At 64.5% G+C, this 13,119-nt stretch carries 14 protein-coding genes; 5 read left to right on the top strand and 9 right to left on the bottom strand.

Translation table 11 applies throughout. From position 1 onward, the window contains the following. Positions 1-17: 17 nt before the first annotated feature. The 8 genes from IPP35_06835 to rpmH form a co-directional block, all read right to left on the bottom strand. Positions 18-914, bottom strand: coding sequence for a cation transporter (locus IPP35_06835; GenBank protein MBL0058813.1), 897 nt, complete (start codon positions 912-914; stop codon positions 18-20). Further along, on the bottom strand, positions 911-1,795 hold the full coding sequence (locus tag IPP35_06830) for a M23 family metallopeptidase (protein ID MBL0058812.1): 885 nt from the start codon (positions 1,793-1,795) through the stop codon (positions 911-913). The genes IPP35_06835 and IPP35_06830 overlap by 4 nt, the downstream gene beginning before the upstream one ends. Beyond that, the gene (gene mnmE / locus IPP35_06825; GenBank protein MBL0058811.1) at positions 1,761-3,146 is read right to left on the bottom strand and encodes a tRNA uridine-5-carboxymethylaminomethyl(34) synthesis GTPase MnmE; all 1,386 of its coding nucleotides are present in this window, start codon (positions 3,144-3,146) and stop codon (positions 1,761-1,763) included. The genes IPP35_06830 and mnmE overlap by 35 nt, the downstream gene beginning before the upstream one ends. 19 nt (positions 3,147-3,165) lie before the next feature. Further along, on the bottom strand, positions 3,166-4,191 hold the full coding sequence (locus IPP35_06820; protein MBL0058810.1) for a Jag N-terminal domain-containing protein: 1,026 nt from the start codon (positions 4,189-4,191) through the stop codon (positions 3,166-3,168). Next, positions 4,188-5,735 (bottom strand): membrane protein insertase YidC, encoded by a 1,548-nt coding sequence (gene yidC, locus IPP35_06815; GenBank protein ID MBL0058809.1) that lies wholly within the window; start codon positions 5,733-5,735, stop codon positions 4,188-4,190. Before yidC ends, IPP35_06820 begins: the two co-directional genes overlap by 4 nt. Further along, entirely contained in the window at positions 5,732-5,974 is a 243-nt protein-coding gene (gene yidD, locus IPP35_06810) for a membrane protein insertion efficiency factor YidD (protein MBL0058808.1), read from the bottom strand. The genes yidC and yidD overlap by 4 nt, the downstream gene beginning before the upstream one ends. Then, positions 5,967-6,353 (bottom strand): ribonuclease P protein component, encoded by a 387-nt coding sequence (gene rnpA / locus IPP35_06805; GenBank protein ID MBL0058807.1) that lies wholly within the window; start codon positions 6,351-6,353, stop codon positions 5,967-5,969. The genes yidD and rnpA overlap by 8 nt, the downstream gene beginning before the upstream one ends. A gap of 110 nt (positions 6,354-6,463) precedes the next feature. After that, positions 6,464-6,601 carry a 50S ribosomal protein L34 gene (gene rpmH / locus IPP35_06800; protein MBL0058806.1) on the bottom strand — a complete coding sequence of 46 codons (138 nt, stop codon included), beginning with the start codon at positions 6,599-6,601 and terminating at the stop codon, positions 6,464-6,466. Between the two features lie 148 nt (positions 6,602-6,749). Between rpmH and IPP35_06795 the strand changes: the two genes are divergently transcribed. Then, entirely contained in the window at positions 6,750-7,007 is a 258-nt protein-coding gene (locus IPP35_06795) for a 4Fe-4S dicluster domain-containing protein (GenBank protein MBL0058805.1), read from the top strand. 80 nt (positions 7,008-7,087) lie between these two features. On the opposite strand, the gene IPP35_06790 is transcribed toward IPP35_06795, so the two are convergent. Continuing rightward, the gene (locus IPP35_06790; protein ID MBL0058804.1) at positions 7,088-8,116 is read right to left on the bottom strand and encodes a trypsin-like peptidase domain-containing protein; all 1,029 of its coding nucleotides are present in this window, start codon (positions 8,114-8,116) and stop codon (positions 7,088-7,090) included. Between the two features lie 130 nt (positions 8,117-8,246). Here IPP35_06790 and IPP35_06785 point away from each other — a divergent pair, with 130 nt between their 5' ends. Genes IPP35_06785 through rnr form a run of 4 tightly spaced genes read left to right on the top strand, consistent with a single transcriptional unit; the run spans position 8,247 to position 13,075 of the window. Then, positions 8,247-9,425, top strand: a complete 1,179-nt coding sequence (locus tag IPP35_06785) for a tetratricopeptide repeat protein (GenBank protein ID MBL0058803.1) — start codon at positions 8,247-8,249, stop codon at positions 9,423-9,425. 21 nt (positions 9,426-9,446) lie between these two features. Continuing rightward, positions 9,447-10,304 (top strand): hypothetical protein, encoded by an 858-nt coding sequence (locus IPP35_06780; protein MBL0058802.1) that lies wholly within the window; start codon positions 9,447-9,449, stop codon positions 10,302-10,304. Next, complete coding sequence (locus IPP35_06775; protein ID MBL0058801.1) at positions 10,295-10,900, top strand: DUF4202 domain-containing protein; 606 nt, start codon at positions 10,295-10,297, stop codon at positions 10,898-10,900. The genes IPP35_06780 and IPP35_06775 overlap by 10 nt, the downstream gene beginning before the upstream one ends. A 9-nt stretch (positions 10,901-10,909) precedes the next feature. Continuing rightward, positions 10,910-13,075 (top strand): ribonuclease R, encoded by a 2,166-nt coding sequence (gene rnr / locus IPP35_06770; GenBank protein ID MBL0058800.1) that lies wholly within the window; start codon positions 10,910-10,912, stop codon positions 13,073-13,075. The last annotated feature ends 44 nt before the right edge of the window (positions 13,076-13,119 follow it).

Genomic DNA, 13,119 nt, shown 5'->3' with positions numbered 1-13,119 from the left:
TTTCCGCGGAGCGGCGATCATTCCTTCGGGGGAGACTCCCGCCAGGCCGACGACTCCAGCTGGAGCGTGACGTGGTGGATCCCGAAACGGGAACGCAACATTTCTCCGAGCTGATGGAGAACGGCGCGCTGGTCCGCCCAGCGGTCGGGGGCGAGGAGGATGTGGGCGGACAAGGAGACCAGGTGAGAGCAGAGGCCCCAGAGATGGGCGTCGGTCACGCGCACCACTCCCGGTGTCGCGGTGAGGGCCGCGAGCACGTGGTCCAGCCGAAGGGTGCGGGGGACCCCCTCCAAGAGAAGGTTCAGGGCCTCTTTTAGAAGGCGCAAAGCGTTCCACAAAATGATGACGGCGATGCCGACCCCGACCAGCGGATCGATGAGGGGCCAACCCGTGAGCGCCATGGCCGCCCCCCCCGCGATGACGCCCACGCTCGCGAGCGCGTCGGAAGCCGCGTGGAGAAAAGCCCCCCGCAGGTTGATGTCCCCTCCGGCGAACCGGCGCAAGGTCCAGGCGACCCAAAGGTTGGCCGCGAGCCCCGCCGTTCCGACTCCCATCATGGTCCCCAGCCGCGGCATTTCCGGAGATCCCATTCGGCGCGCCGATTCCCACAGAATTCCAACCGCCACCATGGAGATTAAAATCCCGTTTCCAAAAGCCGCCAACACTTCCAGGCGGTGGAGACCGAAGGTTCGACGGTGAGACACCGGCCTGGACGACAACTGGACGGCGAACAGCGTGAGCAGGATCCCCGTGAGATCCATCAGCATGTGCCCGGCGTCGGAGAGGAGCGCCAGGGATCGGCTGTGGAGCCCCCCCCAGAGTTCCAAGCCGAAAATGACGGCGGTCACGCCCGCCGCGAACAGGAGTGGAAATCGGGCCCGCCCGGTTTCCGCGTGCTGGTGCGCGGGGGTCATGGGACGGACCTTTCCACCCATTCCATGGGATCGACGCGCACCCCGGCCACGGCCACCGACCAGTGGACGTGGGGGCCTGTGGCGATCCCTTCCTGGCCCATCCGTCCGAGACACCGGTCGCGGTTGACGGTTTGGCCCACGCTGACGGCGGAGGATTGCATGTGGAGGTAATAGGAGTAAACGCCCTGCCCGTGGTCCAGCATGACCACGTTCCCGAAACTCTCCAGCCATTCGGCCAATACCACGCGGCCGCGGGCGGGGCACAGGACGGGCGTCCCGGCGGCGTTGGCCAGGTCCACCCCTGAATGGGACCCCGTGGCCGGGCGGCCGCCGTAACTGCGCCGGGCGCCGAACACCGAGGAGACGACGCCGGTGGAGGGCCAAAGGAACGCGCCGTCCCAGAGTTTTTTCGGCGATCCGGGTTCGCTGAAAAAAGACGCCAGCCGTTCCGCATCCCGGTCCACGGACCCGTTCGTGAAAAGGGCGTCTTTGGCGGGAGCCAGCTGGATCAGGCTCACGGGGTAGGATCCCTCCGCCACGAAGAAATCGATTTCCGAGCGAAATTCCTCGGATCCGAGCGTGCCGGTGAGGATCGCGGTGTGGGGTCCCGCCGGTTCGGTGGCGGGGATTCCCACCAAGGCCCTCCAGCGTTTCCAGCCGGTCTTATAAAAATGGGCTTCGGCGGCCCCCACGAGGACCCGCCCCTCCTTCAAGGGTTTACCCGTGCGGCATAGAACGGCCAGGGTGCGGCCCGCTGTGACGGTGGAGGGATCCACGCGGAACTCGGGGGTGCCCCCGGCGTGGCCCGGCGCCAGGCCCGCCCCTATTAGAACCCACGCGGTGAGACTACTTGCCCACGCAGAAGCGCGAAAAAATCGCATCCAAGACCTCCTCCGGTGCGCCCTGGCCCGTAACGGCGTCGAGGCCCGTCAGGGCGAGTCGCAATTCCATGGCCAGTGTTTCTTCCGGCGCGTCGCCGCAGGCCGCGCGGGCCCGCGTGAGGGCTTCCAAGACCTCGCGCAGTCGTTGTTCCTGCCGGGCGTTTAAAACCATCCCCGGCTCTTTCGGTTCTTCCCCGTTCCCGGCCAGCCCGAGCGCTTCCCGGCGGAGTCCCTGGAGTCCTTCGCCCGTTCGAGCGGAGACGTGCACGGCGGGCGATTTGAACAACCCCAGTTCCGTTTTCCAGCGGATCTCCCGCTGGGGGGCCGTGGCCGGAGCGGCCAGATCCGATTTGTTCAGCACGAGAACGGTGGGGCGCGCCCCCGCTTCCCGTGCCGCGGTCCGGTCCTCCGGGCGAGGGTCCGAACCCGCCTCCACCACGAGAAGCGCCAGGTCCGCGCCTTCCAACGATTGGCGGGCCCGTTCGGCGCCTTCCCGTTCCACGGCGTCGTCGGTGTCCCGCAGGCCCGCCGTGTCCACCAAAGTCACAGGCAGTCCGTTCCACACCAAAGACTCCTCCAGCGTGTCCCGCGTGGTTCCCGGCGCGTCGGCGACGATGGCCCGGTTCCGGTCCAGGAGGGCGTTAAAGAGGGAGGATTTTCCGGTATTCGGTCGGCCGACGATGGCGACCCGGATCCCCTCCCGCCAGAGCCGTCCTTGCCCAGGCGGTCCCATGAGAGCGGCCATTTCCGTCTCCAGGGACTCCAGGGAGGTCCCCAGGTCCTTTCGGGAAAGTCCTGGAACTTCATCTTCCACAAAATCCAGGTTGGCTTCCAGGTGGGCCAGAAGGCCCAAACATTTTTCCCGCGTGGGCCGGAGTCGGTGGGAAAGACCTCCCCGAAGGGTTTCCAGGGCGAGGCGGCGTTGGGCGTCGGTGTGGGCGGCGATCAAATCGGCCACCGCTTCCGATTGGGCCAGGTCCATTTTGCCGTTCAGATACGCGCGGCGCGTGAATTCGCCGGGGTCCGCCAGCCGAGCCCCCTCGCGAAGACAACTCTCAAGGACGCGGTGGAGGATGTGGGTCCCGCCGTGGCAGGAAAATTCCACCACATCTTCCCCCGTGTAGGATCGGGGAGCGCGGAAAATGCCGGCCACCGCCTCGTCCAAAATTTCTTCGCCGTACCGCAGGAGGCCGTGGTGCAGGGTGTGGGAGGGGGCCTGGTCCAGCGGTGTCGCGCCGCGAAACAGACCCTGGGCCAAGCGAAGGGACGCCGATCCGGAGAGCCGCACCACGCCCAGACCCCCGGCGCCCAACGGCGTGGCGATGGCCACGATGGTGTCGTCCAGGTTCAAGTCAGGGCGCCCGGGCCGCCTATTCTTTTTTCTCTTTGGGTTTAACGACGACGAGGCGGAGCGGCCCCTCCCCTTCCGAAAAAGTTTCGACGTCGGGATGGTTAGCCAGCGTTTGATGGACGGCGCGGCGGTGGGCCGGAGGCATGGGGTCCATGCGGAACATCTTGCCCGTGCGCCGGACCTGAAAGGCGGCGAAAAGCGCTTGGTCCACCAGACGGGATTCATCCGCCGATGGAAAGCCCGCCACGCGGAAAGACACCCAGGGTTTCTCCCGGTCCCCGCCCGAGGAAACCAGGTTGAACAAATATTCAAACGCTTCCAATACCTTTCCCCCGCTCCCGGCCAGGGTTTGGCCGCGGGAGGTTTTCAAATCCACCGGAAGCCGCCGGTTTTCCGCGGGGTGAAACTCCCACGCCAGGTCTTCCCAGCCCAACAGATCCCGCCACTGGGCGAGAAGAGATTCCGGCGGGATGGACGGGTGAAACGATCCCCGGGTCGAAGCCTCCGGAGGGGGCGCCGATCGGTCGCGGTTCTTTTCCGTCGGGGGTTCAGGAATCCTTTCAGGAGGCCGAGAGGCGGGGTTCGGTCCGCTTTGGGGGCCCGGGCGTTCCCCCCGGCGGTCCCGCGACGGATTCCTCCCGCGTTCCGGGCGTTCCTCTCGAACCGGCGGACGTGGCTCGTGGCGTCGTCCCTCCGGCCGTTGGGGCGCCCGCTTCTCCGGACGGGGTTCGGGAGACCGGCCTCGGCGACCATTTTCATCGGAGCGCGGCGGTTTGTCTTCTCGCGTTCGTTCGTCCCGCCGGCCCCGTGGACCCGTGCGGCGGAACTCCCGCTCGGGGATCTCCGCCCGATCGGCCCGATCGGACCGACGGACTTTTTCGACCAACCGCACTTTCACCCGCTTGAACCCGAACAGGCTTAGGAGCCCGCTGGCCCGTTCGCCCAAAACTTTAACGTCGACCTGTTCCGCCGTGAGCCCCAGTTTTTTCAGGCCCCGGGCCACCGCGGCTTCGGCGGTTTTTCCCTCTCCCGTCCAATCTTTCATCGCGCGGCCGCGGTGGCGGCGGCCCGCCGCATGAGGATCAACTGAACCCCGATGGTCACGAGACTGTTGGTCAGCCAGTAAATCACGAGGCCCGCCGGCATTTTGAGGAAGATGAAGGTGAAGACGATCGGCATCATGTACATGATCTGCCTCTGGGAGGGGTCCACGGAACTCATGGACATTTTCTGCTGGAAGAACATGCCGGCGCCCATCAGGACCGGCAGGACGTAAAACGGATCGTGGGCCGAGAGGTCCTTCACCCAGCCGAACCAGGGGGCGTGGCGGAGCTCGTAGGTGTTCCGGAGAGTGGAGAAGAGCGCCCAGAAGACCGGCAATTGGATCAACATGGGCACGCATCCCTCCATCCCCATGAACCGCATGCCGTGCCGTTGATAGAGCGCCAACATCTCGCTGTTTAACCGACGGGCGTCGTTCTTATAGAGTTCTTGAAGCCGTTTCATCTGGGGTTGAATCAACTTCATTTTTTGGCCGTGCTGGAAACTTTTGATGGTGAGGGGGAGGACCAGGATTTGAATGATGACCGTCAGGACGATGATGGCCCAGCCGTAATTCCGCGTGACCTTGTGGAAGGTGAAGAGGGCCCGGTGGATCACTTTCCCGAAGGGGGCGAAATACCCGAAGTCGACGGACCGTTCCAATCCGAACCCCAGGCTCTTGAGGTTTTGGTATCCCTTGGGGCCCAGGTAGAAGGCGGCGGTTTCTTCCTGGGTGGCGCCGGGTTCCATTTGAGCGGAAACGACTCGGTGGACGGAAAAGTAATGTTCTTCTTTTTCGACATGCAATTTGACGTCGGCGGTTTCTCGACCCGTCGGGGTGATGAAGGCCGCAAGGAAGTAGTGGCCGTCCACGCCCCACCAACGATAGGGTCTCGTCGTAGTCCCGGGTTTCAGGTGAACGAGCTTGGGGGCCTCGAAGGCAAGAGCTCGTTGAAACCCTTTGGCCTCCCGACCGTCTTTTCCCTTCTCATCGCCCGCTTCAACGCCCGGCCCCCAACCGATCTCGTAAGTCGGAGAAAGGGGGGCCTTGCCCCGGTTGGTCAAAGTCACCGACACCTGGTGCAGATGGCTGTGGGGGGACACGAGGATCGATTTTTCAATCAAGAGCCCGTCGTCCCGTTTGGCGGTTAAAAGCAGTCGATCCCCCTCGCGGCGGACTTCGAAGGGAAGGTCGGGAAAGGTGGCCAAGGGTTGGACCGCAAATTCCTTAACCGGGGACAGGGTCAGCCATTGGGCGTCTTCTTTGGCTTCTTTGATCTCCCATTGGGCCACGGCGCCGCCCCAGCGGTTCACCGTGACGCGGTTGTCGCCGATCTCAAAGACCACCGCGTTTTCCCGGCGGATGTCCGGGGCCTTCGCTCCGGCCGACGGGGAAACCACGCGGTCGATTTTTTCCGGGGACGGGGCGCCCATGGAGGCGGGCGCGTCCGGCTCCCCCGCGGGGGGCTTGTGGCGGCCCATCATGTATTGCCAGGACATCAATACCGCGAAAGAAAGAGCGAACGCCAAAACATAATTTTTCTTCATGAGAGGGCCTTTTGTAGTTGAGGTACCGGGTCATAGCCGTGGCCGCCCCAAGGGCGGCAACGGGCGAGACGTCGGGCGGTTAGAAGAACGCCGCGCCGGGCGCCGTGCCGTTCCAGGGCTTCCCGGGAATATTCCGAGCAGGTGGGCCAGTACCGGCACCGGGGTTTCCAGAAAAACCCGGCGGCCTGGTACAGTCGAACCAGAAAAGAGAGCATCACACTCAAACCACGATCAAACATGTTCTTTAAAAACCCCCAATTTCCGGGTGGTTTCCAGCAGGTCGTCCCGCAGGGGAGCGAAGGCGGGGGGGAAAGGCCCGGGTGTTTTGGGCGCCACCACCAAATCCCAACCCCGGGGCCAAGGTTTGTTGTTTCGAAAGGCTTCCCTCGTCCGGCGTTTGAACAGGTTTCGCTGAACGGCCCCGCCGTGGCGGCGCCCCACGACGATCCCCAGCCGGGCGGCTCGCGCCGGCGCGCCCGGGCGGCGGAAGGCCCAGAGCGTCAGGAGTTTTCCCACCCGTCGCCGTCCTTGCCGTTGGGCCCGTTTAAAATCCGGGCCCGTCAGCCGTTCGTGGCGCTGAAATGAAAAATTACCCACGGCCGCTGGGGAATCCGTCATCCGATCCTCCTGCCGCTGTTCCGACGAACCCCCGGCCAAAATCCGGTTTTTCAAAAGAAAAACGAGATCGTCGGCTCAGGAAGGCACGTGCGGGATGAGTCGGGGATCGACTATGGGTTCAATTTCCAACGGCCCTTTTGACGGCGCCGTTTGAGAACGCGCTGTCCGCCGGGCGTAGCCATCCGCGCGCGAAAACCGATGGTTTTCTTGCGCCGACGTTTGTGAGGTTGAAAGGTTCGCTTAGGCATAATAACGCATTCTACCCTGAGATCGGGGGCTCTGTCAAATGCCGGGGAGGCGGGGTCCGCCCGGCGCTTTCCCGGAGCTTGAGAGCGGTCGACGAACCGTCACGAAAAAATTGACAGGCGGCCGTTGGAGGGGGTACACTCTCTCCCCATGGCCACCCCCACCCGCAAGTCCCGCACCATCGCGTACATTTCGGCCGACCGTTGTACCGGTTGCGAAGCCTGCATCGCGGTCGCCCCCCACGACACCTGCATCGTCAAGGTGTCCCAAGACATCACCCTTCCGACGGGGTTGGTCGTCTGTGACGTCCAGCCCGACGTTTGCACGGGGTGCACTCTCTGTCTCAAGATTTGTCCCTGGGACGCCATCACCATGGTCCCCCGCCCCGGCGCGGACGTTCGTCCGTAATCGGTTAACTTCCCCGTTGAATTTTCGTTTCCGCTCCCCATAGGGGCACGTCTCCATTCTCTTCCGCCGCACCTCTCCCGTTAGCGGGATTCCCGAACGGTTTCGGGGGAAGGGGAGATGGGGATCCTGATCCGATCGGTTCCCCGGAGCACGGACAGGGTGTGTTCCCGGCCGATGGCCTCTTCGGTCAACAGACGGAGGAGGCTGTTCGTGGTGGTCAGGGGGCTTTCGTTCCAGCCCACCAGAATGTCGCCGCGGCGAAGTCCGGCGAGGTTGGCGGGGCTGAAGGGTTCGACGCCCAGCACGCCCACGCCCCGGGGTTCCGCGAGGCGATGGAGCCGCGCCAGGGGAAGGGGCACGGCCCGGTCCTGGGCCTGGACGCCCAGGAAGGCGCGCGCCACCCTCCCGAATTGAAGGAGCCTCGCGGCCACCCACTGAACCGTGTCGGAGGGGATGGCGAAGCAGATGCCCTGGGCCTGGCGGATGATGGCGGTGTTGATGCCCACCACCTCGGCCGAGGCGGTGACGAGCGGGCCTCCCGAATTTCCAGGATTGAGCGCCGCGTCCGTTTGAATAACGTTCTCGATCAGCCGTCCGGTTTGGCTCCGCAGGGACCGCCCCAAGGCGCTCACCACTCCGGCGGTGACCGTCGCCTGAAACCCCAGGGGGTTGCCGATGGCCACGACCAGCTGACCGGGCCGGAGGCGGTTGGAATTTCCAAAACGCGCGGCGGGGAGTTTCGTGCCGTGAATGCGGAGGACGGCGAGGTCCGTGTGCGGGTCGTCGCCGACAATCTCCGCCTCGAATTTCTGCCCGTCGGCCAGCGTCACATCGGTTCGCTGGGCTTCCCGCACCACGTGGCTGTTGGTCACCAGAAACCCGTCCGGCGTAAAGAGCAGTCCGGACCCCGCCCCTCGCAGGGTCCCTCCCGGCCACGCGTTAGGCCCCGCGGACCGCGTCACCTCCACTTGAACCACAGCCGGCCCCACGCGGTCCACGGCGCCGCCCACCGCCCGGGAATAGGCGTCCATGGCCTCCATGTCTGTTGGGGGCGGCGGGTACGTCTCGTCCGAAATCCAATCTGGAAACAGGTCGCGGGGGGTGGTCATGGTTTTTCCTCCGCTTTAGGGAACGTTTGGGTTGTGGGAAAGTTCCCCTCTTGGCCGCCGCTATAGTAAAATAGGAGCCTGGGACTCATCTATGCCTTCGCCCGCCGCATCCGAGAAAATTGAAGATCAATTGAAAGCGGCCGTGCAAACGGCCGAGCGGTTGGGCCGTTTCAACCATCGGCGGATGGACGCTCTGGAAGCGTTGGCCGATTTCTATGTCCAGCAAGGCCGGCTCTTGGAGGCCGAACCCCTTCGGTTGCAGTTTCTCGCCGCCAAAGAAAAAATTTACGGGCCGGAACACCAGTGTCTCGCTCATCCCATGGCAGGCCTTTCCCGGGACTACGAAACCATGGGTCGCTTCGCCGAAGCGGAAGCGGTTTTGCTGTTGGCGCTCAAGATTCACGAGCGGGACGCGGTCCAAAACAGCGTGCAGGTGGCCCAGGATTTGGAGTCGTTGGCCCGGATCATCGCCCGGCGCGGGCGCGCCGAAGAGGCGGACATTCACATGAAGCGCGCGCGCAAGATCACGCGCATCGTGTTCGGGGAAGACAACGCGTCCATGGGCCGGGTTCTCTTGGCTCAGGGGGACCTGGAGACGGCCGGCGGCCGCCCGGCGGCCGCGCGGGCCCATTTCGAGAAAGCGCTGGATATTTTTCGACGGTCCCTGGGCGAACGCCATGCGGAAACCGCCACCGTTTGGGTGCGCCTCGGTCATTTGGAAAAGGCCCAAGGACGCGCCATTGAGGCAGAATCTCTCTATCAGCGGGCGTTGGGTGTCCATGAGCGGACCGAAGGGGCGTGGGGTCTCAGTGCGGCCTTCGACCTTCTTCATCTGGGGGTCCTCTATTTGGCGGAGGGGCGTCCGAGGCGAGCGCTCAAAGCCTTGGAAAGAGCGTTGGCCATTCGTGAAAACCTCCTGGGGCCCGGCCACCCCCAGGTGGCGGAAACGCTCGGGCCGCTGGCGGAGGCCCACGCCGCGATCCATCGCTTCGAGCGGGCGGAGGCTGGATTTCTTCGGGCTTGGGAAATTTACGAGCGGACCTACGGCCCGGAATCGCCGGACCTCTTCCGCACCCAAAGCGGGTTGGCCGCTCTTTATTTTGAACGGGCCTGTTACGAGGAAGCGGATCGGCTTTTAACTCATTTGCTCCGGGCCGCGGAGCGTTCCTACCATCCGCGCCACCCGATGGTCCGGGCAGCGCTCACGAATTTGATGATTTCGTATGAGACCCAGGACCGTGGCGAGGAGGCGGAGGGGATGCGACGCCGTCTATCGGAATCCGGTCCCGTTTCGGCCCAGGCCGCTTAAAGGAATGACGAGAGGAACCCTATGAACTTGCCGCCCAGCGACCTTTCCCCGCAGAAAAAACTGAACGCCCACAGGAAGCGCGCCCTCTTGTCTTTTCGACGAAAGACCGACCTGGCGTGGTTCCTCTTGACGCTGATGATGTTCTCGGCCGGGGTCACGGCCTTCGTGTTCGTCGGGCTTTACCTCCGCCAAAGGATTGTCCCGGCCCCGGCGGGTGGCGAGAAGACCTCCGTGGTCGCGCTCCCGCAGGAGGAACCTTCTTTGATATTCCGGCCCTCGGTTCCGGAGACCGCGCCCGTCGTTCCTGAACCGCCGCCCGCCGACTCTCCTTTTCCTCTTCCTGCATCGCCCGACCCTGCCCCCGAGCCAAAACGGGAGCGGCCGCCGGTCCTCCGGGCGCCGGAACCCAAAGGCCGAGCCTTCCAGATCCCGCAGGACGGGGGGCCTTTGAAAATTTTGGTGGACCGAGGGGCGAAGCTCAACGCCGCCTCCTCGGAGGCGGTGGGGGAGCGGGCGATCCGGTTGAATTACGATCTTTCCAGGGGGGAATGGGCTCAGTGTTTCCTGGAGGTCAAGGAAGATTTTAGAAGCTTTTCCCGAGTGCAATTCCTCTTTATGGGAGACGGATCCAACAACACGCTGGAGTTCAAGGTCGTGGATTTGGATGGGACCAACGTCGGCGTCGATTGGCCCCAACGCACGGGAAAAACCGGCTGGACCGTGGTCGACCTTCCGCTGGCCGATCTCCTGTACCTCTATGGTGGCGATCCTTTGTTGGATTGGCGGCACGTTCGCCGGATTTCCTTCGCCGTATCCAAAAGGCGCGGCGATCAGGGGGGGCGGGGCCGAGTCACCATCCGGGGCATCAAATTTTCTTGAGCGATCCGCGTTTCCCCGTCGCCCTCGCCGCCCTGGATGCCGCCAACAGGGCCGACCCGCGCCTGACCCCTGAGGGTCAGCCGATGGAAATCGACCATGCGGACCGTTTGACGGCCTGGGTCCTGCGATTGAAACCCGACGCTTCGGACCTTCTGCGGATCGCCGCCCGCGGCCAACACATCGAACGTTGGACCTCGCCGCGAACCGCCTATCCCGAGGGTCGGGCCGGGTACCTGCGTTGGCGGGAAGATCTGAAGGCGTTCCACGCCCGTCGGACGGGGGAAGCGATGGAGCGGGCGGGTTACGGGCCGGAGGAGATTTCTCGCGTGGCCGCGTTGATCACCAAGGCCGCCCACCGGGCCGGGGATCCCGAAGGAGTGGTTCTGGAAGACGCGCTGTGCCTGGTCTTCCTGGAAACCCTCTTCCCAAACCTTTTAGTCAAGACGACGGAGGAAAAAATGGGCGAGATCCTGGGGAAAACCTGGAAAAAGATGTCTCCCGCCGGCCGGGCCGCCGCCCAGTCCCTGCCCTTTCCTCCCGCCGCCCAAAAGGCCCTCGCCCCGGTTCTTTTAGGTAACTCCGGGGTAAAATGGTAGACTGACCCCATGGCTCGAAATTCGCATGGAAAAAACCGTCGTTCCGGGGGGCATCCACCCCACGGGGCCCCGTCCGGTCCCCAAGGATCGCGGCCCCAGGGCCCCAAGGGCCCCCCCTCCACGCCGTCCCGGCGTGATTCACATCCCCACCGGACCCACGAAAAAAGGAAGCCCGTTCCAGCTCCCGCCGGCCCCATTCGACGGGGCCCTCCGCCGCCTCCCGCCGCTTCGGGGGCCTCTTCCGTTCTGGAGGGCGTTCTTCAGCTGAAGGGACGTTTCGGTTTCGTTTTGTCGGGAACCACGGGAAAACCCGACCTTTTTGTCACGGGGCCCACGCTTAAGCTCGCCATGAACGGGGATCGGGTTTCCGCCCGCGTCCTTCGTTCGGGCGACCGGCCGGAGGGGGAAATCCTTTCCGTGGTTTCCCGGGCGCGAACGACGTTGGTGGGTTCGTTCGTGGCCGGGGCGCGCCCCGCCTTGGCTCCGGAAGGCGCGGGAGATCCCGTGTCGATCCTGGACCTGGGCGGGTTGACTCCCGCCGCGGGGGACCTCTGCGTTCTGCGCGTGACCCGCTGGCCCACCCCCAAAGAATCCGCGGCCGGCGTCCTCACCGAGATTTTGGGCCGGCGGAACGATCCGGCCGTGGACCTGAAGTTCCTCCTCCGCAAATACGGCATCGCCGAGGCCTTTCCCGCCGAGGTGGAACGGGAGGCGGCCTCTTTCGGCGACGATGTCCCCGCCTCCGCTTGGCAGGGGCGGAAAACCTTTTTCGACATCCCCGTCTTCACCATCGACGGCGCCGACGCGAAAGATTTCGACGACGCGGTATCCCTGGAAGAGCTGGCCGGGGGCGGTTGGCGGCTGGGCGTTCACATCGCGGACGTATCCCATTACGTGCGGGAGGGAAGCGCCTTGGACGAGGAGGCCCGCCGCCGGAGCACCAGCGTTTATCTTTCGGGGGCCGTGGTCCCCATGCTTCCCTTTCCCCTTTCCGACAATCTCTGTTCGCTCCGGCCCCACGTGCCGCGACTCACCCTCACCTGCCTCATGGAACTGAACCAGGCGGGCGACGTCACGAGCCATCAAATTTTTGAAAGCGCCATCCGGAGCGTCCGCCGGTTCACCTACGAAGAGGTGGAGAGCCTTCTGAAAGGCGAGACCGCCATCGACGTTTCCCCCCCCGTTCAAGCGGCCGTTTCCCGCATGGGCGCCCTGGCCCGCCTCCTGCGGGAGAAACGCTTCGGGCGCGGTTCCTTGGATTTCGATTTCCCCGAACCCTATATTGTCGTGGACGACCAGGGCTGGCCCCTGGACGCCCGTCGGCGCGAGCGGGGGGAAAGCCACAAGTTGATCGAAGAGTTCATGCTCCTGGCCAATGAGACCGTGGCCCGGGGCATGGCCGCCGTGCCTTTCCTGTACCGCGTTCACGAAAAGCCCGACCCGGCCAAGATGGAGGCGCTGGAGAAAACCCTGCGCGCCGTGGGCGTGGCGATCCCCGCGGGTCTCCACGACGGCAAACCCGCCTCCCTCCAGAAGGTCATGGCCGGCGTCCGCGGAAAACCCGTGGAGCCCATGGTCCACATGATGATCCTGCGGAGCCTGAAACAGGCGGTTTATTCCCCCAAAAACGCCGGCCATTTCGGTCTGGCCTCCACGGCCTACACCCATTTCACCTCGCCCATCCGGCGTTATCCCGACCTCCTGGTCCACCGCCTGGCCAAGGAAAAAGAGAACGGCCTCCTGACGCCCAGCCGCCAAGCGGAATGGAAAGGGCGCCTGCCGGACCTGACCCTGGACGCCTCCACCCGGGAACGCGTGGCGGTGGAGGCAGAGCGGGAATTTTTGGATCTGAAGCGCGCCCAGCTCATGACCCGTCGGGTGGGGGAAACCTTCGACGCCATCGTCACGGGGGTCACCAGTTTCGGCATGTTCGTCCAACCCACCGCCGTTTTCGTGGAAGGCCTGGTCCCCATGGCGGAGCTGGGGGACGACTACTATCAATACGATGAGCTCCGCGCCCAACTCCGCGGCCGCCGCACCGGCCACATCTACCGTTTCGGCCAACCCGTCCGCGTTCGTCTGGCCGCCGCCAACACCGAAAAACGACAGCTGGATTTCGTTCTCGAAGAATCCGTCGCCCGCTCTCCCCGCTCCAAGCCGCCCCACCGATCGTAATCGCCGGCTCCATTCCCCGACGTCAAACTGCTAGAATCCCCGTC

Source organism: Elusimicrobiota bacterium (assembly GCA_016721625.1).
Taxonomy (GTDB): Bacteria; Elusimicrobiota; Elusimicrobia; order FEN-1173; family FEN-1173; genus JADKHR01.
This window is presented reverse-complemented; position numbering and strand designations above follow the sequence as displayed.

What these genes read in the sequence shown, in the direction of transcription:
- IPP35_06795 (MBL0058805.1), top strand. Translation starts at nt 6,750, where the DNA reads ATGGCCACCCCCACCCGCAAGTCCCGCACCATCGCGTACATTTCGGCC.
- rnr (MBL0058800.1), top strand. Translation starts at nt 10,910, where the DNA reads ATGGCTCGAAATTCGCATGGAAAAAACCGTCGTTCCGGGGGGCATCCA.
- rpmH (MBL0058806.1), bottom strand. Translation starts at nt 6,601, where the DNA reads ATGCCTAAGCGAACCTTTCAACCTCACAAACGTCGGCGCAAGAAAACC.
- IPP35_06820 (MBL0058810.1), bottom strand. Translation starts at nt 4,191, where the DNA reads ATGAAAGATTGGACGGGAGAGGGAAAAACCGCCGAAGCCGCGGTGGCC.
- IPP35_06835 (MBL0058813.1), bottom strand. Translation starts at nt 914, where the DNA reads ATGACCCCCGCGCACCAGCACGCGGAAACCGGGCGGGCCCGATTTCCA.
- yidD (MBL0058808.1), bottom strand. Translation starts at nt 5,974, where the DNA reads ATGTTTGATCGTGGTTTGAGTGTGATGCTCTCTTTTCTGGTTCGACTG.
- IPP35_06830 (MBL0058812.1), bottom strand. Translation starts at nt 1,795, where the DNA reads ATGCGATTTTTTCGCGCTTCTGCGTGGGCAAGTAGTCTCACCGCGTGG.
- yidC (MBL0058809.1), bottom strand. Translation starts at nt 5,735, where the DNA reads ATGAAGAAAAATTATGTTTTGGCGTTCGCTCTTTCTTTCGCGGTATTG.
- IPP35_06790 (MBL0058804.1), bottom strand. Translation starts at nt 8,116, where the DNA reads ATGACCACCCCCCGCGACCTGTTTCCAGATTGGATTTCGGACGAGACG.
- rnpA (MBL0058807.1), bottom strand. Translation starts at nt 6,353, where the DNA reads ATGACGGATTCCCCAGCGGCCGTGGGTAATTTTTCATTTCAGCGCCAC.
- IPP35_06780 (MBL0058802.1), top strand. Translation starts at nt 9,447, where the DNA reads ATGAACTTGCCGCCCAGCGACCTTTCCCCGCAGAAAAAACTGAACGCC.